Source organism: Variovorax sp. R-27, from assembly GCF_049913215.1.
Taxonomy (GTDB): Bacteria; Pseudomonadota; Gammaproteobacteria; order Burkholderiales; family Burkholderiaceae_C; genus Variovorax.
In genome coordinates this window covers 3,642,216-3,659,188 of the sequence record NZ_CP183984.1, presented here as the reverse complement: position 1 = coordinate 3,659,188, position 16,973 = coordinate 3,642,216, and the positions used below count along the sequence as shown (strand labels likewise).

At 67.4% G+C, this 16,973-nt stretch carries 16 protein-coding genes; 11 read left to right on the top strand and 5 right to left on the bottom strand.

Translation table 11 applies throughout. The features are described 5' to 3' along the window. Positions 1 to 11: 11 nt before the first annotated feature. A complete protein-coding gene (locus tag ACN9MV_RS17100) occupies positions 12 to 950 on the bottom strand; it encodes a LysR family transcriptional regulator (RefSeq protein ID WP_093074085.1) in 939 nt (312 codons plus the stop codon). 112 nt (positions 951 to 1,062) lie between these two features. Here ACN9MV_RS17100 and ACN9MV_RS17095 point away from each other — a divergent pair, with 112 nt between their 5' ends. Further along, complete coding sequence (locus tag ACN9MV_RS17095) at positions 1,063 to 1,920, top strand: NmrA family NAD(P)-binding protein (protein WP_426388745.1); 858 nt, start codon at positions 1,063 to 1,065, stop codon at positions 1,918 to 1,920. A 271-nt stretch (positions 1,921 to 2,191) separates the two neighbouring features. Here the strand turns inward: ACN9MV_RS17095 and ACN9MV_RS17090 are convergent, their stop codons facing one another. Further along, positions 2,192 to 3,079, bottom strand: coding sequence for a LysR substrate-binding domain-containing protein (locus tag ACN9MV_RS17090; RefSeq protein ID WP_426388743.1), 888 nt, complete (start codon positions 3,077 to 3,079; stop codon positions 2,192 to 2,194). Positions 3,080 to 3,157: 78 nt separating this feature from the next. On the opposite strand from ACN9MV_RS17090, the gene ACN9MV_RS17085 reads away from it, so the two are divergent. Together ACN9MV_RS17085 and ACN9MV_RS17080 are read left to right on the top strand one after the other, a co-directional pair. Continuing rightward, the gene (locus ACN9MV_RS17085; RefSeq protein ID WP_426388742.1) at positions 3,158 to 4,324 is read left to right on the top strand and encodes an MFS transporter; all 1,167 of its coding nucleotides are present in this window, start codon (positions 3,158 to 3,160) and stop codon (positions 4,322 to 4,324) included. Positions 4,325 to 4,356: 32 nt separating this feature from the next. Beyond that, positions 4,357 to 4,980, top strand: a complete 624-nt coding sequence (locus ACN9MV_RS17080; RefSeq protein ID WP_307615060.1) for a pyridoxamine 5'-phosphate oxidase family protein — start codon at positions 4,357 to 4,359, stop codon at positions 4,978 to 4,980. 75 nt (positions 4,981 to 5,055) lie between these two features. Here ACN9MV_RS17080 and ACN9MV_RS17075 read toward each other — a convergent pair whose 3' ends face one another. The 3 genes from ACN9MV_RS17075 to ACN9MV_RS17065 form a co-directional block, all read right to left on the bottom strand. Beyond that, on the bottom strand, positions 5,056 to 5,217 hold the full coding sequence (locus ACN9MV_RS17075; RefSeq protein WP_165403270.1) for an HHHH-motif protein: 162 nt from the start codon (positions 5,215 to 5,217) through the stop codon (positions 5,056 to 5,058). A gap of 159 nt (positions 5,218 to 5,376) precedes the next feature. Further along, positions 5,377 to 6,672, bottom strand: a complete 1,296-nt coding sequence (locus ACN9MV_RS17070) for an MFS transporter (RefSeq protein ID WP_093074093.1) — start codon at positions 6,670 to 6,672, stop codon at positions 5,377 to 5,379. A gap of 75 nt (positions 6,673 to 6,747) precedes the next feature. Next, positions 6,748 to 8,610 carry a M48 family metallopeptidase gene (locus ACN9MV_RS17065; protein ID WP_426388741.1) on the bottom strand — a complete coding sequence of 621 codons (1,863 nt, stop codon included), beginning with the start codon at positions 8,608 to 8,610 and terminating at the stop codon, positions 6,748 to 6,750. A 197-nt stretch (positions 8,611 to 8,807) separates the two neighbouring features. Between ACN9MV_RS17065 and ACN9MV_RS17060 the strand changes: the two genes are divergently transcribed. The 8 genes from ACN9MV_RS17060 (at position 8,808) to ACN9MV_RS17025 (ending at position 16,953) form a co-directional block, all read left to right on the top strand. Beyond that, positions 8,808 to 9,605: an SDR family NAD(P)-dependent oxidoreductase gene (locus tag ACN9MV_RS17060; RefSeq protein WP_307614288.1), complete on the top strand. Its 798-nt coding sequence runs from the start codon at positions 8,808 to 8,810 to the stop codon at positions 9,603 to 9,605. Positions 9,606 to 9,618: 13 nt separating this feature from the next. Then, the gene (locus ACN9MV_RS17055; RefSeq protein WP_093074099.1) at positions 9,619 to 10,479 is read left to right on the top strand and encodes a CmcJ/NvfI family oxidoreductase; all 861 of its coding nucleotides are present in this window, start codon (positions 9,619 to 9,621) and stop codon (positions 10,477 to 10,479) included. 128 nt (positions 10,480 to 10,607) lie between these two features. After that, a complete protein-coding gene (locus ACN9MV_RS17050; protein WP_426388739.1) occupies positions 10,608 to 11,831 on the top strand; it encodes a multidrug effflux MFS transporter in 1,224 nt (407 codons plus the stop codon). Further along, complete coding sequence (locus ACN9MV_RS17045) at positions 11,831 to 13,291, top strand: MFS transporter (RefSeq protein WP_426388737.1); 1,461 nt, start codon at positions 11,831 to 11,833, stop codon at positions 13,289 to 13,291. Before ACN9MV_RS17050 ends, ACN9MV_RS17045 begins: the two co-directional genes overlap by 1 nt. Before the next feature lie 20 nt (positions 13,292 to 13,311). Continuing rightward, complete coding sequence (locus tag ACN9MV_RS17040) at positions 13,312 to 13,956, top strand: paraquat-inducible protein A (protein WP_093074103.1); 645 nt, start codon at positions 13,312 to 13,314, stop codon at positions 13,954 to 13,956. Continuing rightward, a complete protein-coding gene (locus ACN9MV_RS17035) occupies positions 13,953 to 14,675 on the top strand; it encodes a paraquat-inducible protein A (RefSeq protein WP_426388735.1) in 723 nt (240 codons plus the stop codon). Before ACN9MV_RS17040 ends, ACN9MV_RS17035 begins: the two co-directional genes overlap by 4 nt. After that, the gene (locus ACN9MV_RS17030; protein ID WP_093074107.1) at positions 14,672 to 16,321 is read left to right on the top strand and encodes an intermembrane transport protein PqiB; all 1,650 of its coding nucleotides are present in this window, start codon (positions 14,672 to 14,674) and stop codon (positions 16,319 to 16,321) included. Before ACN9MV_RS17035 ends, ACN9MV_RS17030 begins: the two co-directional genes overlap by 4 nt. Further along, entirely contained in the window at positions 16,318 to 16,953 is a 636-nt protein-coding gene (locus tag ACN9MV_RS17025) for a PqiC family protein (RefSeq protein WP_093074109.1), read from the top strand. The genes ACN9MV_RS17030 and ACN9MV_RS17025 overlap by 4 nt, the downstream gene beginning before the upstream one ends. Positions 16,954 to 16,973: the final 20 nt, after the last annotated feature.

Below are 16,973 nucleotides of genomic sequence, written 5' to 3'. Positions count from 1 at the left end.
ACGCGCGAGCATCAGCGCCGCGGCTTCGGCTTCGATGCAGGCGAAGGCGCGGGCGCGACGACTTCCATCACGAAATCGATGAACGCACGTACCTTCGCGGCCGGCAGGTGGCGCGACGGATAGAGCGCATAGAGCGGAAGCCGCTCATCGGGCCAATCAGGAAACAGATCGACCAGCTCGCCGCCGTCGAGCTGCGGCTGAATGCCCACGGCCTTGATCTGCGCCACACAGATGCCGGCGAGCACCGTCTCCAGCACGGTGCCCGGGTCGGTGAGCAGCAGTCGTCCGGTGGCTGGCACCTTCACGAGTTTGCGGCCGCGCTGGAACTCCCACGTATAGGGCTGCCCCGTGGCCGGGTTGCGTACCTGCAGGCAGGCATGGCCGACGAGGTCTGCTGGCTTGGCAGGGTGGCCGTGCCGCGCCAGGTAGGCCGGCGTGGCCACGGTAACCACGCGCGAGTCCATCAGCTTGCGGGCCACCAGCGACGACGACGGCGGCTCGCCGAAGCGCACGGCGATGTCGAAGCCCTCTGCCACCAGGTCGCCGAGCTGGTCGCGGGCGATCAGCTCCAGCGTGAGCTCGGGGTACAGCGCAAGAAAGCGCGGCAGGTGCCGCGCCAGCAGCAGGCGAGAGGTGAATGCGTCGGTGTTGACGCGCAGGCGCCCGCGCACCGCGCCGGATGCGCCCGAAGCGATCGTCACCGCGTCCTCGATGCCGAGCACCAGCGGATTGATGTTGGCGTAGAGCAGCCGGCCCTCGTCGGTGAGGTTCAGCGAGCGGGTCGTGCGGTCGAACAGCCGCACGCCGATGCGGCCCTCGAGCCGGGCAATGGCGCGGCTCACACCGGAGGGCGTGAGGCCGAGTGCGTTGGCGGCGCTGGCGAAGCTGCCGCCTTCGACCACGGCGGCCAGCACGCTGACGTTGGAGAGAAGGCGTCCGTCGAGAGTCATCTTTTTATTCGTGATCAGTTGTCACGAATGATATGCCTTGAGGTCGCTTTACTCAAAGATGAGGCGTTTCTACGATTCGCTCCATCGCAATCAAGTGAAGAAAGAAAGTCTCATGTACGCAATTACCGGAATCACGGGCCAGGTCGGCGGCGCCGTCGCGCGCGCTTTGCTGGCCCAGGGCAAGACCGTTCGCGCGGTCGTCCGCGACGAAGCCAAGGGCCGTGCCTGGGCGGAGCTCGGCTGCGAGGTCGCCATCGCAGCGATGGACGATGCCGCGGCATTGGCGCGGGCCTTCGCGGGTACGGCCGGCGTCTTCGTGCTGCCGCCGCCGAACTTCGACCCCGAGCCGGGTTTTCCTGAGGCCAGGGCCGAGAACGCCGCGGTGCGCCAGGCACTCGACACCGCCCGGCCGCCGCGCGTGGTGTGCCTGTCGACCGTCGGCGCACAGGCCGCGCAGCCCAATCTGCTGAGCCAGCGCACGTTGATGGAAGAAGCGCTGCGCACGCTGCCGTTTCCGGTCACGTTCCTGCGGCCGGCGTGGTTCCTTGAGAACCTGCGCTGGGACATTGCTCAGGCCCGCGAGCAGGGTGTGCTGTCGAGCTACCTGCAGCCGCTGGAGCGGGCCGTGCCGATGGTGGCCACGGCCGATGTGGGCAGCGCTGCCGCTGAACTCCTTGTACAAGAAGGCGAGGCGCCGCGCATCGTCGAACTCGAAGGCCCCGAGCGGCTGACGCAGCACGCGATTGCAGCTGCGCTCTCGCAGGTATTGGGCCGCCCGGTGCACGCGGAGGTGGTGCCGCGTGAGACCTGGGGCGCGATCTTCCGCGCGCAGGGCATGCGCGACCCGGTGCCGCGCATCCAGATGCTCGACGGCTTCAACGAAGGATGGATTCGCTTCGAGGGAAGCGATGCGAGCGTGCGTAGGGGCAAGGTGGGCGTGTCGGAGGTGATTCGCTCGCTCGTCGGCTGATTGGCTAGGGCCTGTTCACACTATTTCCGGGGTCGCGTTGGTGGGCCAAGGGGCTGGATGCAAGGCGCACGGGCGCAGCAAGGCTGAAGCCTTGCAAGCGCGGGCAACGCCGCAGACAGCCCCTTGGCCCGCCAACCCTGCGGGAAGGTCAGCCAGCGAGGGCCACTCGGCGTTGCGTTCCTTGCGCGTGCGCATGCACGCGCGGCGTCACGCGCCTTGATTGGCCCTCGCTGGCTGACCTTCGCGACCCCGGAAATAGTGTGAACAGGCCCTAGGCGCTCCCGGCCTGCATTTCCTCGAACCACTCGGCCACGTACGCCGCCTCCGGTGCGGCGTCGGTCGCCAGGCCGTAGTAATAGCGCTCCAGCGTCATGCGCAGCGCAGGTAGCGGCGATTGCAGGCGGCCCGAGGCCAGGTCGTGCGACACCAGCGAGGTCGGCGCCAGCGCAACGCCCAGTCCGTCGACCGCGGCCTGGAGTACGAAGTGCAGGTGGTCGAACTGCAGCCGGCCCGCCGGACGGGTGCGCGGGGCGCCGACCTGCTTCTTCCAGGCGTCCCAGTCGTCCTTGCGCGTCTTGGCCGATAGCAGCACGTGCGAGGCGAGGGCGCGCAGGTCGGGCAACGGATGCGTCTCGAACAACGCGGGCGCGCCGACCACCAGCACCTCGTCTTCGAGAAAGGGCTGCACTTCGATCGAAGGCGGCCAGCCGTCTAGCCCGCGGCGCACCGCGATGTCGAAGCTGTCGATGGCCTGTTCAGGCATGACGGTACTGGTGACAACCTGCGGCTCGATGTCGGGATAGCGCTCGACGAAGGAAGGCAGGCGCGGAATGAGCCATCGCACTGCGAAAGAAGGGCGCACGTTGATCCGCACCGCCCGGGCGGGCCCCTGCAATTGCAGCGAGCGCGCCGCCGCGCCGATCTGCGCAAGCGCCGGCTCCACCTCCGCGAAGAACTGCTGCCCCTCGGCAGTCAGCGCGACCTGGCGGATGCGTCGTTCGAACAGCGCGACGCCAAGGAACTCTTCCAGGCTCTTGATCTGCCGGCTCACCGCGCTGTGCGTGACATGCAGTTCGAGCGCTGCGCGAGTGAAGCTGAGGTGGCGCGCCGCGGCGGCAAAGGCCCGCACGGCGTTGAGGGGAGGCTCTCGAAGCGGCATGCGTGCGATTTTCTCACGCATGGCGGGCGTTAATGTCGTTTGTCGGGGTGGCATGTGGCGGCGCACCATCAGGGCTCGATGTCACGCATACCCCTCGCTTCCAACCCCACCCCCACTGACCTGAATTCCCGCCACGCGGCGATGGCGCTCGGTCTTTCGCTACCGGCCGACGTCGTGCTCTACCTGCTGCTGCCGATGTATGCCAGCGAGTTCGGCGTGACACTGGCCGAGGCCGGCATGCTGCTCGCGGCCAACCGGCTGGTGCGCATTGCTGGCTATGGGTTCGTTGCACGCTTCTACGCCCGCAACGGCGACCGGCTGACCTGCACCATCGCCGTCCTGGCAGCGGCAGTGTGCGGACTGGGCTACGCCACGCTCTCGGGCTTCTGGGCGCTGCTGCCGCTGCGGCTGATGTGGGGCCTGTGCTTCGCGGCACTGAACCTGTCGACACAGGCGCTGGCCACGGCCGACCCGGTGGGTGCGGCTCGGCGAAACGGGCGCTCGCGCGCCTTCATCGCGGTAGGGCCGGTGCTGGCGCTGCCGCTGGGTGCGCTGCTGGCGCACTGGAGCGGACCGCGCACGATCTTCGGCATCCTCGCGGTGTTTTCGCTGCTTGCGTGGTTCGTTACTCGGCGGCTGCCGGCGGTGCCGCACCCTGTGGCCAAGCCGAAGCGGCGCTTCAGCCGGCCCAACAGCCTGGACAGCTGGTCGTTCATGGAAGGGCTGACGCTCGACGGGCTCTTCATCGTCGGCCTCTCGTACCTCGGCAAGGACCTGCTGCCGGGGGGCGCGGTGATCGTGGCCGGCGTGCTGATGGCGCTGCGCTACCTGGCGGAGATTTTGCTGAGCCCGGTCGGCGGCCACATGGCCGAGCGCTTCGGCGCCGAGCGTTTGCTGGTGGGCCTGTCGCTCGTCACGGCCATTGCGCTCGTGGGCTTCGGCCTTGGCTGGCTGTGGAGCTGCGCGGCGCTGATCGTGGTGCTGCGCGCCTTGCAACTGCCCTTGCTGCCGCCCATCGTGGCCCGGCGCACGCCCGGTCCGGAGCGCGTGCAGGCGCTGGCCGCGCGCTCGGTGTGGCGCGACATCGGCGCCGGCACCGGGCCGCTGATCGCGGGCCTGCTGCTGCCGGTTGCGTCACCGCCTTGGATCTACGGCGTGGCTGCAGCGCTTCTTGCGCTGGCGGCGCTGGCCTGCGGCTGGAGCGCGTCATCGCCCGCGGCCGATGCTGCGCGCACGGCCGGCTGAACCGTCACACTCTTTACTCAGGAATCATCGCCATGACCACGACACCGCACGCCATCGACACCGTGACGAAGCTCGAAGCCCTGTTCGGCGAAGCCGGCGAGGCCTCGCTCAAGAAAGAGGTTCCGTACCTGCACCCGGCCTACCAGGCGCTGATTGCCGCGTCGCCCTTTGCCGTGCTCGCCACAACCGGCCCCGGCGGCCTCGACGCCTCGCCGCGCGGCGATCCGCCGGGCTTTGTCGTTGTGCAGGACGAGAAGACGCTGCTCATGCCCGAGCGCCGCGGCAACAACCGCATCGACAGCCTGCGCAACATCGTGGCCGACCCGCGCGTGGCGCTGCTGTTTCTGATCCCCGGGGTCGGCGAGACGCTGCGGGTGAACGGCAGGGCGCACATCACGGTCGAGCCAGCGCTGCTCGAACGCCTCGCAATGGACGGCAAGCCGCCGCAATGCGTGATCCGGATCACCGTCGACACGGTGTTCTTCCAGTGCGCCCGGGCTATCCAGCGGTCGAAGCTGTGGGCGCCGGTGCCGGCGGATGCGAAGCGCGAGGTGCCGACGCCGGGGGCGATTCTTTCGGCGCTGACCGCGTCGGAGTTCGATGGGGAGACGTATGACCGGGAGCTGCCGGCACGGCAGCGGGCGACGCTGTATTGACTTGAAAGCCCGTTTCAGTCGCCCATGAAAAAGCCCGCATCAGCGGGCTTCTTCAAGCGGGTTACACCGGGGGAATCAACGCACCCAGTGGCAAACACGGTGGTGATGACGCGCGTCCCACTTGCACACCTTGTGCTTCTTGGGGTGGTACGGCGCGGCCGAGGCGATGCTCGGTGCCAGCATGGCAAGGCCGGCGAACGCGAGGATGCTGGAGAGGATGAGCTGCTTGGTCTTCATGGGGTTCTTTCTAAGCAAAGACATCGATCAAAGGAATGCGTCGTTCAACGGGCGCCCTTGCAGAACGCCCTGGCGCCACATTTAGATGACATTTGGTAGCGGTTGTGGCGTGAAAAATTGCACGGGGCGCAGGGCCGGGGGCGTTGGGGCTAACCCGAATCAGGCCCGCCCAGGCGCAGCCTGCTCGGTGCGCGAGTCGTGCCCGATGATCAGCACCAGCCCGAACGCCACCGCCGACAGCAGCGCCAGGAAGATCACGGCGTAGATGTCGTTGCCCATCCGGTCCTTCAGCGCGCCGAAGATCGTCGGGCCGATGTAGCCGCCCAGGTTGCCGATGGAGTTGATCCACGCAATGCCCGCCGCAGCCGCGGTGCCGCTCAGGATGGCGGTGGGCAAGGTCCAGAAGGTGGGCAGCGCGCTGAAGATGCCGAAGGCGGCCAGCGTCACGGCGGCCATCTTCGGGATGGGCGCGCTGGTCTGGGCGGCCAGCACCAGGCCGATGAAGATGCAGGCCAGCGGAATCAGCAGGAACCACTTGCGCTCCTTGCGCGCGTCCGACGCTCGCGTCCAGAACAGCATCGCGATGGCGCCCACCAGGTAAGGAAAGGCGTTGATGAAGCCGATCTCCACGTTGCTCAGCCCGCCGAAGCCCTTGATGATCTGCGGCAGGAAGAAGCTCAGGCCGTACAGCGGCACGGTGATGCCCATGTAGACAAAGCCCAGCCCGATCACGCGCGGGTTCAGCAGCGACTGCTTCCACGAGATCTTGTTGATCGACTCGCGGTTGCGGCGCTCCGAGTCGAGCGTCTGCTCCAGCCAGCTGCGCTCTTCGGTGGTGAGCCACTTGGCGTCCTTCGGGCCGTCGGGCAGGTACATCAGCACGAAGAAGGTAAGGATCAGCGAGGGAATCGCCTCGAGGATGAACAGCCACTGCCAGCCGTGCATGCCGCCGACGCCGTCCATGTTGAGGATGTAGCCAGAGATCGGCGAGCCGATGACGGTCGAGATGGGAATGGCGAACATGAACCAGCCCACGATGCGCGCGCGGTACGCCGCCGGAAACCACAGCGTGATGTAGAAGATCACGCCCGGGAAGAACCCCGCCTCGGCAATGCCCAAGAGGAACCGCACTATGTTGAAGCTGGTCGAGCCGCCCACCCAGGCCTGGGCCGCCGAGAGGATGCCCCAGCTGAACATGATGCGGGCGATCCAGCGGCGCGCGCCGAAGCGCTCCAGCGCCATGTTGCTCGGCACCTCGAACAGGAAGTAGGCAAGAAAGAAGATGCCGGCGGCGCTGCCGAACACGGCGGCGGTGAAGCCCAGGTCCTTGGACATGGCCGCGCCGGCAAAGCCGAGGTTCACGCGGTCGAGGTAGGCGATGAAGTAGCTGACCATGAGCAGCGGCAGGAGCCGCCAGCTGATCTTGGAGATGGTTCTTTGTTCGATGGGGTTCACGGTTGGTTGTCTCCGGTGTTGGATGGTTTTATGGAGCTTGTCGGGAAAGGGGAGGGGCGGCGGTGCCGCCGGGTGTCATGACTGCTGTTGTTGCCGTTGTTGTTGTGCCCTCATGATCTGGTGCCGTTGCCAGTAGTGCCCGACGGCGGCCTTGAAGTTTTCTTTCTGCTTGCCAAGGCCCGCGAGCTTCACCTTGGTGGTGCGCGCGCCCAGCATGCCCTTGTCGTGGTGGGTGACGATGAGGGTGTCGCCGAAGCTGCTGTCCTTGTAGGTCAGGCCCTTGACTTCGTCCCACCCGATCGTCGAGCCTCCATCGGCACCGGGGTGCAAGCCGGCGTAAGTGATGTCGATGCGCTCGCCGTTCTTCAGCGCGAAGCTCACCGGCGGAAAGTGCCGCAGCACCACTGCGCGCTCTTCCTCGGTGGCCGGCTCGTAGCGGTAGGCCAGGCTCAGCTCGTGGTTCTGCACGAAGCGCTGCTCGTACTCGCTCCACAGGCGCTGCTCGATGGCGGGGGCGGTTTCGATGTCGTCGGCCCATGAGGCCTCAGGTGCGGTCGCGACGATGGCACCGTAGGCGCTCTCGGGCACATGATGGCCGACGTTGCGCATGCGCTCCAGCAGCGGCGGATGACTGTCGTAGGGATGCGGCACGTCGGCCGTTTTCATCGCCTCGATGAACACGTCTGAGCTTGCATAGGGCGGCAGGCCATCCGCGACGAAGCGGGCGATGCCCAGCGCGCCGTCATGCTCGCGGTTCTGCGCGAACAGCTTGCGCTCGACGTCGTTGCGGTAGCTCGCGTAGGCCGAGATCTTGATGAGCGATTGCACGATGGCGTGCGGCGCAGTCAGGCCGGCGGCCACGCGGTCGGCCTTGTATTCGCGCTCGCGGCTGTCGCGAGCCAGGGCGAACGAGAAGATCATGCGGTACAGCCGTAGCAGGTAGTGCGCAACGATGGTGAGGCCGCCACTGCGCATCTTCCATGTGTACTGGTCGAACTGCAGCAGCTTGGGGCCGAGCGCCGCGCTGCTGCGGGTGTCGCCGCCGCCCAGGTGGGCCAGTTCGTGCGCGAGCACTGCATCAGCTTCGGTCTGGTCGAGCACGCGCAGCAGCGGAAGGCTGACGAACAGCGTGCGGCCTTGAAAGGTGCGGCCCTTGACCTCGCACGGTGCTTCGGTCACGAAGAAGTTGGTGTCGATGCCGGCCACGATCTGGTCTGGCGGCGTGGTCTTCACGCGGCCAGCCAACTGCCGGATGCGCTCCCACAGGCGCGGCGCGTCGGCCTGCGAGATCAGCTCGCCCTCGATCTCGTTGCCCCAGGGCAGCTTCTTGAAGAGCGTGTAGATCGCATAGAACACCGCGGCCCCGGCCGCGATGCCCGCCAGCGCGATCAGCTTGACGTAGTAGCTCTGCCAGAAGTACGCCGTGAGCCAGAACGACAGCCACACCAGCATCGCGCTTTGCAGCACGACCTCGACCGCGCTCGACACCGTCATGAGCCGCCAGCCGGCGACGAAGCTGGCATAGCGCAGGCCGCGGTTGGCAAAGGCCAGCGCGCCCAGCACCAGTGCCGCCGCGAGCAGCGCGGCGCCGAGCACGATGGTCCAGATGGCGGCGCGGTCGGCCCAGTGGAACTGCCACTGCATGGAGTAGGGGCGACACACCTTGTCGTGGAAGTTCCTGTCTTCCGGCGCAGTGGCGTCGCAGGCCTTGGAGAGCGGATGGCTGCGGTAGAACTCGGTGGCCTCGGTCTTGTCTGCGGACGACAGGCGGGAGTCGCCGGCGATGCGCTTTTCCATGGCCTGCAGGAATTCCGCATCCTGCGAACGCAGTGCGTATTCGGTGAAGACCAGTGTCGCCGCCGGAATGGCGAACAGCGACACGAGCGTGAGAAGAAACACGCGCAAGAGGTCGGCATGGATCGTGCGTGCGAGGGCCATGGGTGCTGCTCCTGGATAGCGATTGCTGTGAGTTGTTGTAGACGGTCCGGGAAGGCGATAGGGTAGCGGGCGCGGCGCGTGCAGTGAAGCCCGGTGCAACGTCAAGCAGCGCCGCGCACCGACCTGCTGCCGAATAAGGTTATCCCTTTTGCATCGTTCCGAGGCCCGGGGTGCAGGTATAGCCTTCGTGCTCATTCATGACTGTCACCTCCGTCACTCCATCTCCGTCGTCGTCTGGTTCAGGGCCATCGCCCGTTGCATGGATCGCCGGTGTCGGCGCCAGCGCGGGCCTGGGTGCGGCACTCGCGCGGCGTTTCGCGGCCGAAGGCTTCATCGTTGCGCTGACCGGCCGCACGCAGGCCCAGCTCGATGCGGTGGCCGGCGAAATCGTTGCGGCCGGCGGTCGGGCTCATGCCTTTGCGGGCGACGTGGCGAGCGAGGCCGAGATGCACGGTATCGCGCAGAAGGCGAGGGCGCTGGGCCCGCTCACCGTGGCCATCTTCAATGCCGCGAGCGGGGTGCGCGCGCCAACGCTGGAACTGTCGGTCGACCAGTTCACGCAGGCCTGGCGCACCAGCGCGCTGGGCGGCTTCATCTTCGGGCACGAGGCGCTGCGCGGCCTGCTGGCCAATTCCTTCGAGGCAGCTGGGGCGCACGCACGCGGCACCTTGCTGTTCACCGGCGCCACCGCGGCGCTGCGCGGCAAGCCGCCGTTCGCGGCCTTCGCTGCGGCCAAGGCTGCGTTGCGTTCTCTGAGCCAGAGCCTGGCGCGCGAATTCGGCCCGCAGGGCATTCATGTGGCGCATGTGGTGATCGATGGCGGCATCGACGGTGAGCGCCTGCGCAACAACGCGCCGCAGCGCGTGGAACAAGCCGGCGACGACGGCCTGTTGCAGCTCGAAGCCATCGCCGAAAGTTACTGGCAGCTGCATGTGCAGCACCGCAGCGCATGGACGCAGGAACTCGACCTGCGGCCGTTCAAGGAACCGTTTTGAGGAGTCACGCCACATGAGCGTCGGATCGAATGGACAGATGCTTGCCGCCACGCTGCCCTCGGTGGAGGCAGAACTCAACTACCTGAAGGCGGGCCAGGGCCGGCCCGTGAGCTACACCTTCGAGCCGCCGCCCGGCACGCCGTGGGTAACCGGCGAACTGGAGTCGCGCCGCGTGACGATTCGCGACGGCCGCCCGCTGGTGGCGCTGAACGAACTGACGCTCGACCGCAGCGGCTTCACGCAGATTTCGCATCGCAGCGTGCTCGCCGATTTTTCGCAGGACGCCACGATCCGCGACATCTACTACCGCGAAGCCGAAGCCCTGCTGCGCGACGTCACGGGCGCCGAGAAGATCGTGGTGTTCGACCACACGCTGCGCGACAGCGCGCAGGGTTCGCGCCGCACGGCCGAGCTGCGCGAGCCGGTGCGCCGCGTGCACAACGACCAGACTTTCGTCTCCGCGCCGCGCCGGGTGCACGCCCACCTGCCGCCCGAAGAAGCCGAGGAACGCTTGAAGCACCGCTTCGCGATCATCAACCTGTGGCGCCCGCTGGCCACCGTGGAGCGCCTGCCGCTCGCACTGTGCGATGCGCGTTCCATCTCGCCCAAGGACCTCGTGCCCAGCGACCTGGTCTACCCCGACAAGGTGGGCGAGACCTATTCGTTCACCTGGAACCCGGAGCACCGCTGGTACTGGTTCCCGCGCATGCGGCCCGACGAGGCCCTGCTGCTGAAGATCTACGACTCGCGCGAAGACGGTGTGGCGCGCTACACCGCGCATACCGCGTTCGAAGACCCGACAGGTTCGCGCGAGGCGCCGCCACGGCGCAGCATCGAACTGCGCGCGCTGGTGTTCTGGCCCGCCGGCAAATAAGTTGAAACTGTTCTTCCGAACAAAGTTCTACAACTTCTCGCCCGCGCGATTCTTTGCCCTGAATTAGCACCAACCGGGCGCTGACCCCACGCCTGCACCGATCACCGCCCTTGGCGACAATCGGTTCAATGCGTTCTTCCCCCTTCTTCAAGATGGCCCTGCTGCTGGGCCTGCTTTCGGCCATCGGGCCTTTCGCCATCGACATGTACCTGCCGGCGCTGCCGGCCATCGGACAGAGCCTGCACGCCGACATTGGTGCGGTGCAGATGAGCCTCACGGCGTTCTTCCTGTCGCTCGGTGCGGGTCAGCTGCTGTACGGGCCGATCTCCGACATGGTGGGCCGCAAGCCGCCGCTGTATGCGGGACTGCTGCTGTTCGCGCTCGCCAGCGTGGGCTGCGCGATGGCGACCGACATCCAGACGCTGATCGTGCTGCGCTTCGTCCAGGGCCTGGGCGCAGCGGCCGGCATGGCGATTCCGCGCGCCGTGGTGCGCGACCTGCACGCCGGCACCGATGCCGCGCGGCTGATGTCGCTGCTGATGCTGGTGTTCAGCGTGTCGCCGATCCTTGCGCCGCTCGCGGGCAGTGCGGTAATCGCGGTTGCCGGATGGCGCGGCGTGTTCTGGGCCGTGACCATCGCGGCCGTGGCGGGCCTGGCGATGATGGTCAAGCTGCTCGATGAAACGCGTCCGGCCTCGGAGCGCGTCGAAAGCAGCCTCGGCAGCGCGCTGTCGGCCTACTGGCTGCTGCTGCGCGACAAGCATTACCTCGGGCTGGTGTTCATCGGCAGCTTCGCAATGGCGGGCTTTTTCACCTACCTGGCGAATTCGTCGTTCGTGATGATCGACCACTATGGCCTGTCGCCCGCGCTCTACAGCGTGGCCTTCGGCGTGAACGCGGCGGCTTTCATCGCGGCCTCGCAGTTCACCGGCTCGCTGGGCGAACGCTACGGGCTGGTCAACCTCGTCAAGTTCGGCGTGGTGTGCTGCGGCGTGGCAATGGTCGCGATGTTCGTCTACTTCGCGATGGGCGGCGACAACATCTGGGTGCTCATCGTCCTGTACTTCATCGCCTCGGGCTTCATGGGCCTGGTGATTCCGACCACCGGCGTGCTGGCGCTCGAGATGCACGGCGCCATCGCGGGTACGGCCTCGGCGCTGCTGGGCACGCTGCAGATGCTGACGGGCGCACTGGCAATGGCGGTGGTGGGTCTCTTCACCGACGGCCGGCCACTGCCAATGGTGGCCGGCATGGCCGGCGGCGCGCTCATCGCGCTGGTGCTGACCTGGCTCACGCTGGGCGGCGTGCGTTCCGGGCCCACTGAAAAGACAGGAAGGGCGCAGCAAGCCTGATGAATACGGTACACGCTGGCGCCGGGCTTCCGGTGACCGAAGACAACAACACAGTCCACAAGCCCGTTGACGGGCTGGCCCAGCCGGAGCGCGGCTGGGCGATGCTGGTCATCATCCTCGGGCTGATCGTGGCGGTGCTCGACGGCACCATCGTCAACCTGGCGCTGCCGGGCATCGCCCGTGAGCTGCAGGCCAGCCCGTCGCAGGCGATCTGGGTGGTCAATGCGTACCAGATCGCCACGCTGGTGATGCTGCTGCCGCTGGCTTCGCTGGGCGATCTCGTGGGCTACCGGCGCGTGTACCTGGTCGGGATGGCGGTGTTCACGCTGTCGTCGCTGGCCGCCACCTTTGCGAATTCGCTCGGCACGCTGATCGCGGCGCGCGCCTTCCAGGGGCTGGGCGCGGCCGGCATCATGAGCGTGAACGCGGCGCTGGTGCGGCTGACGTATCCGTCGGCTCAGCTGGGCAAGGGCATGGCCATCAACTCGCTGGTGGTGGCCACATCGTCGGTGGCCGGGCCTTCGGTGGCGGCGGCCATTTTGTCGGTGGCTTCGTGGCCCTGGCTCTTCGCCATCAACGTGCCGCTGGGCCTTGTCACCTTCGCGCTGGGCATGAAGGCGCTGCCGTTCAATCGCGTGGCACCGGCGGCCGGACTGCGCTTCTCGCCGATCGACGTGGCGCTCAACGTGCTGATGTTCTCGCTGGTGTTCCTGGGCGTCGACCGGCTCGGCGTGCGCGAAGGAGCGGTGCAGGGCGCCACTGGTTCACACGCTTCGGCGTGGGGCATCTTGCTGGCGGGCTTGGTCGTCGGCTTTATCTACCTGCAGCGCCAGCGCAAGCAGGCGGTGCCGTTGTTCCCCATCGACCTGCTGCGCATTCCGGTGTTCGCACTGTCGATGGGTACTTCGGTCGCCGCGTTCTGCGCGCAGATGCTGGCCTACATCGCGCTGCCGTTCCTGCTGCTCGACGTGTACGGCCGCAGCCACATCGAGGCCGGGTTGCTGATCACGGCGTGGCCGCTGGCCATCGTGGTGATGGCGCCCATCGCCGGCCGGCTGATCGGCCGCTACCCCGACGGGCTGCTGGGCGGCATCGGGCTGGGCCTGCTGGCCACGGGCTTGGCGTTGCTGGCGGCGCTGCCGGCAAATCCGGGCAATGCCGACATCGCGTGGCGCATGGCGCTGTGCGGGCTGGGCTTCGGGCTGTTCCAGTCGCCCAACAACCACACCATCGTGACTTCGCCGCCGGCGCACCGCAGCGGTGCGGCCAGCGGCATGCTCGGCACGGCGCGGCTGACCGGCCAGACGCTGGGCGCAGTGGTGCTGGCCGGCGTCTTCAGTGTCTGGAGCCCGCACGGAGGCCACGGCCCCGTGGTGGCGCTGGTGCTGGCGGCCAGCTGTGCCGCGGTGGCAGCGGTTTTCAGCACGCTGCGGCTCAAGACGACAAGTCCTGGCGGCTGAATGAGTTAGGGTACTCACCTATGAAGGAAGTACCTGACACCGTGGTCTGCCCGGGTTGCGATGCGGTCTACAGCCGTGCGCCCCTGCATCCCCGCGACGTGGCGCACTGTCCGCGCTGCGGCACAGAGCTCGGCCGGCACCCCGGCCAGCAGGAGCGCCGCATCCTTCCGCTGACGGTGGCCTGCCTGATCATGTTCGCCATTGCGAACCTGTTTCCCATCGTCGAGATCGAGCTCCAGGGCCTGCGCAGCCAGACCACGCTGGCCGGCGCGGTGATAGCGCTCAGCGCCGAGGGCATGTCGGTGGTGGCGCTGCTGGTGCTGGCCACGACCATTCTTTTTCCCTTTCTGCAGCTGTGCATCCTCGCGTACCTGCTGATTCCGCTGAGCCGCGAGCACCGGCCCGTGGGCTTCGCGCTGCTGGTGCGGGCCATGCAGTCGCTGCGGCCCTGGGGAATGATCGAAGTGTTCCTGCTCGGGGTGCTGGTGGCCATCGTCAAGCTGTCCAGCATGGCAAGCGTGGTGCCGGGGCCGGCGCTGTGGGCCTTCATGGCGCTGACGGTCATGCTGACGGCTGTGCTGTCGTTCAACCCGGGCGCGTTCTGGGAAATGACCTTCCGCCCGAAGGACGAACCCAAGACTGAAGAAGACGGGGCGTCGGCATGAAGCTGCCTGCCTTCCTCGAGCGGCACGAGCATCACGACGAAGACGCGCCGGTTCCCACCGCCGCCTCGCTTGGCCTCATGGCCTGCCCGCATTGCGCCGCCGTCTGGAAAGACGCCGGCGAAGGCGACGCCTGCGGCCGCTGTGGCACGCACCTGCACACCCGCAAGCGGCAGAGCCTGAACCGCACATGGGCCTTCCTCATAGCGGCCTGCATGATGTATATACCGGCCAACCTGCTGCCGGTGATGATCACGCGCACGCTGTTCGGCGCGCAGTACGACACCATCCTGAGCGGGGTGATCTATTTCTGGGTGTCGGGCGCCTACGGGCTGGCGGCCATCGTCTTCATTGCGAGCTTTCTGGTGCCGCTGTTCAAGCTGGCGGTGCTTTTCTTGCTCGTGGTGCTGGCGCAGCGCGGCAGCACCTGGCGTCGGCGGGAGCGGGCCAAGCTGTATCACATCATCGAAGTGATCGGCCGCTGGTCGATGCTCGACGTGTTCGTGGTGTCGCTGCTGACCGGGCTGGTGCAGATCCAGGGCTTCGCGGTCATCACCGCGGGCGTGGGCATCGCGGCCTTCGGGTCGGTGGTGGTGCTGACCATGCTGGCTTCGCTGAGCTTCGACCCGAAGCTCACGTGGGACAGCAGGGAGGCGCAGGCCACCCTGCAGGAGAACGAAGTTGCGCAGGGACATGAAAACAGGGACGAGAAACCAGCATGAGTGAAGAAGACCAACCCCAGGACAAACCGGCGCCGTCCGCACAGCCCCCGCTGCCGAAGCCGCGCGTGGTGCGCCGGCGCGAATGGCTGCCCTCGCTGATCTGGCTGATTCCCATCGTGGCAGCGCTGGTCGGCATTACGCTCGTGGCCCGCATCCTGCTGGAGCGCGGCCCCGAAGTGGTGCTGACCTTCAAGACCGCCGAAGGCCTGGAGGCAGGCAAGACCGCCGTCAAGTACAAGGACGTGCAGATCGGCCTCGTCACCCATCTTCGGCTGGCGCGCGACCGCTCGCACGTGCGCGTGCTGGTGCAGTTCAACAAGGAGGCCGAGAGCTTCACTGCCTCGGACTCGCGCTTCTGGGTGGTTCGGCCACGGCTCGACACATCGGGCATCTCGGGCCTCAACACCTTGCTGTCGGGCGCCTACATCGGCGCCGACGCGGGCGTGTCGAAGGACACCGCGGGCGAGTTCACCGGGCTCGAAACCCCGCCCATCGTCACGCGCGACGACTCCGGCAAGCAGTTTCTGCTGCGCGCCAACGACGTGGGCTCGCTCGACGTTGGCTCGCCGGTGTACTTCCGGCGCGTCAAGGTCGGGCAGGTGGCCGCCTACGAACTCGACGGCGACGGGCGCGGCGTGACCATGCGCGTCTTCGTCAATTCGCCCTACGACAAGTTCGTGGGCATGAACACGCGCTTCTGGCAGGCCAGCGGCATCGACGCGCAGTTGAGCGCCAGCGGCTTCACGCTGCGCACGCAGTCGCTGGCAACCATCCTGCTCGGCGGCATCGCCTTCCAGGCGCCCGACGATGCGATGGGCCCGGTCGCCAAGGAGAACGCTGCCTTCACGCTGGCACAGGACGAAGCCGCCGCCATGAAGGAGCCCGACGGGCCTTCGCAAACCCTGCTGATGTACTTCAACCAGTCGCTGCGCGGCCTCACACCGGGCGCTCCCGTGGACTTCCGCGGCGTGGTGATCGGCGAGGTCAAGTCGATCGGCGTCGAGTTCGACCGCGCCGAGCGCGAGTTCCGCATGCCGGTGCTGGTGCAGGTCTACCCCGATCGCCTGCGCCGCCGCGCCGGTGAAAGCGGCGTTGAATCTCGTGCTACGCAGCAGGAGCGGCTGCGCTTCCTGGCCGAGAAGGGCCTGCGCGCCCAGTTGCGCAACGGCAACCTGCTGACCGGCCAGGTGTATGTGGCGCTCGACTTCTTCCCGAAGGCGCCGCCGGCAAAGATCGACCTGAACAAGAGCCCGATCGAGCTGCCCACAGTGGCCAACAGCCTCGACGAGATCCAGTCGCAGGTGCAGGAAATCGCGACCAAGCTCAACAAGGTGCCGTACGAGCAGATTGCAGGCGACCTGCGCACCACGCTCGCCACGCTCAACAAGACGCTGACGGCCACCGAGCAGACGGTGACCCGCATCAACAGCGACGTCACCCCCGAGCTGGCCGCGGCCATGAAGGACGTGCGCAAGACCGTGAACAGTGCCGAGCGAACGCTGGCCGACGATTCGCCGCTGCAGCAGGACATGCGCCAGACGCTGCGGGAGCTGACGCGCGCCGCGGGTTCGGTGCGCGTGCTGACCGACTACCTCGAACGCCACCCCGAGTCGCTGCTGCGCGGCAAACCGGACGACAAGAAATGAAGAAGAACCACCACCTCGCATTCGTGGCGGCGGCAGCGCTGTCCGTGCTTGCAGCAGGCTGCGCGAGCAAGCCCGACAACTACTACACGCTGGCGAGTCCGGTGGCGGCCGCCGAAGCCGCGCCCTCGACGCTCGGCAGTGCCGCGCCGCTGTACATCGAGCTCGCGCCCGTGGCCGTGCCCGAGCGCTTCGCGCGGCCGCAGATGGTGGTGCGCCAGCCCAACGGCAGCGTGCAGGTCGAGGTGCTGGAGCAGCACCGCTGGGCGGCGTCGTTCGAGAACGAGTTGCGCGATGCGCTGGCCAGCGGCATCGCCGGGCGGCTGGGTGCGCTCGACGTGACCAAGGGCGGCCGGCAGAGCTCGCAGCCGGTGTGGCGCATCGCGGTGCAGCTGCAGCAGTTCGACGCGGTCGATGGCGGGCGTGTCGATGCGAGCTTCAACTGGACGCTGCGGCGCTCGGACGAGGCGCGCACGGTGGTGTGCCAGCTGAACCTCGGCGAGGCCGTGGGCAGCGGGATGGACGCGGTGGCGCAAGGGGCGCAGCGCGTGACCTCGGCAGCCGCCGCGGCGATGGCGCGCAGCGTGAGTGCGGCGCGTGCGAATCCTGCCGCGACCGCCTGCACGACGACCTGATCAATCTTCCCCCGGTGGGG

Bases quoted from the DNA above. Each gene is read 5' to 3' on its own strand.
- ACN9MV_RS17045 (WP_426388737.1), top strand. From the start codon at position 11,831: ATGAATACGGTACACGCTGGCGCCGGGCTTCCGGTGACCGAAGACAAC.
- ACN9MV_RS17025 (WP_093074109.1), top strand. From the start codon at position 16,318: ATGAAGAAGAACCACCACCTCGCATTCGTGGCGGCGGCAGCGCTGTCC.
- ACN9MV_RS17085 (WP_426388742.1), top strand. From the start codon at position 3,158: ATGTCACGCATACCCCTCGCTTCCAACCCCACCCCCACTGACCTGAAT.
- ACN9MV_RS17095 (WP_426388745.1), top strand. From the start codon at position 1,063: ATGTACGCAATTACCGGAATCACGGGCCAGGTCGGCGGCGCCGTCGCG.
- ACN9MV_RS17050 (WP_426388739.1), top strand. From the start codon at position 10,608: ATGCGTTCTTCCCCCTTCTTCAAGATGGCCCTGCTGCTGGGCCTGCTT.
- ACN9MV_RS17030 (WP_093074107.1), top strand. From the start codon at position 14,672: ATGAGTGAAGAAGACCAACCCCAGGACAAACCGGCGCCGTCCGCACAG.
- ACN9MV_RS17055 (WP_093074099.1), top strand. From the start codon at position 9,619: ATGAGCGTCGGATCGAATGGACAGATGCTTGCCGCCACGCTGCCCTCG.
- ACN9MV_RS17080 (WP_307615060.1), top strand. From the start codon at position 4,357: ATGACCACGACACCGCACGCCATCGACACCGTGACGAAGCTCGAAGCC.
- ACN9MV_RS17090 (WP_426388743.1), bottom strand. From the start codon at position 3,079: ATGCCGCTTCGAGAGCCTCCCCTCAACGCCGTGCGGGCCTTTGCCGCC.
- ACN9MV_RS17065 (WP_426388741.1), bottom strand. From the start codon at position 8,610: ATGGCCCTCGCACGCACGATCCATGCCGACCTCTTGCGCGTGTTTCTT.
- ACN9MV_RS17060 (WP_307614288.1), top strand. From the start codon at position 8,808: ATGACTGTCACCTCCGTCACTCCATCTCCGTCGTCGTCTGGTTCAGGG.
- ACN9MV_RS17040 (WP_093074103.1), top strand. From the start codon at position 13,312: ATGAAGGAAGTACCTGACACCGTGGTCTGCCCGGGTTGCGATGCGGTC.
- ACN9MV_RS17075 (WP_165403270.1), bottom strand. From the start codon at position 5,217: ATGAAGACCAAGCAGCTCATCCTCTCCAGCATCCTCGCGTTCGCCGGC.
- ACN9MV_RS17100 (WP_093074085.1), bottom strand. From the start codon at position 950: ATGACTCTCGACGGACGCCTTCTCTCCAACGTCAGCGTGCTGGCCGCC.
- ACN9MV_RS17035 (WP_426388735.1), top strand. From the start codon at position 13,953: ATGAAGCTGCCTGCCTTCCTCGAGCGGCACGAGCATCACGACGAAGAC.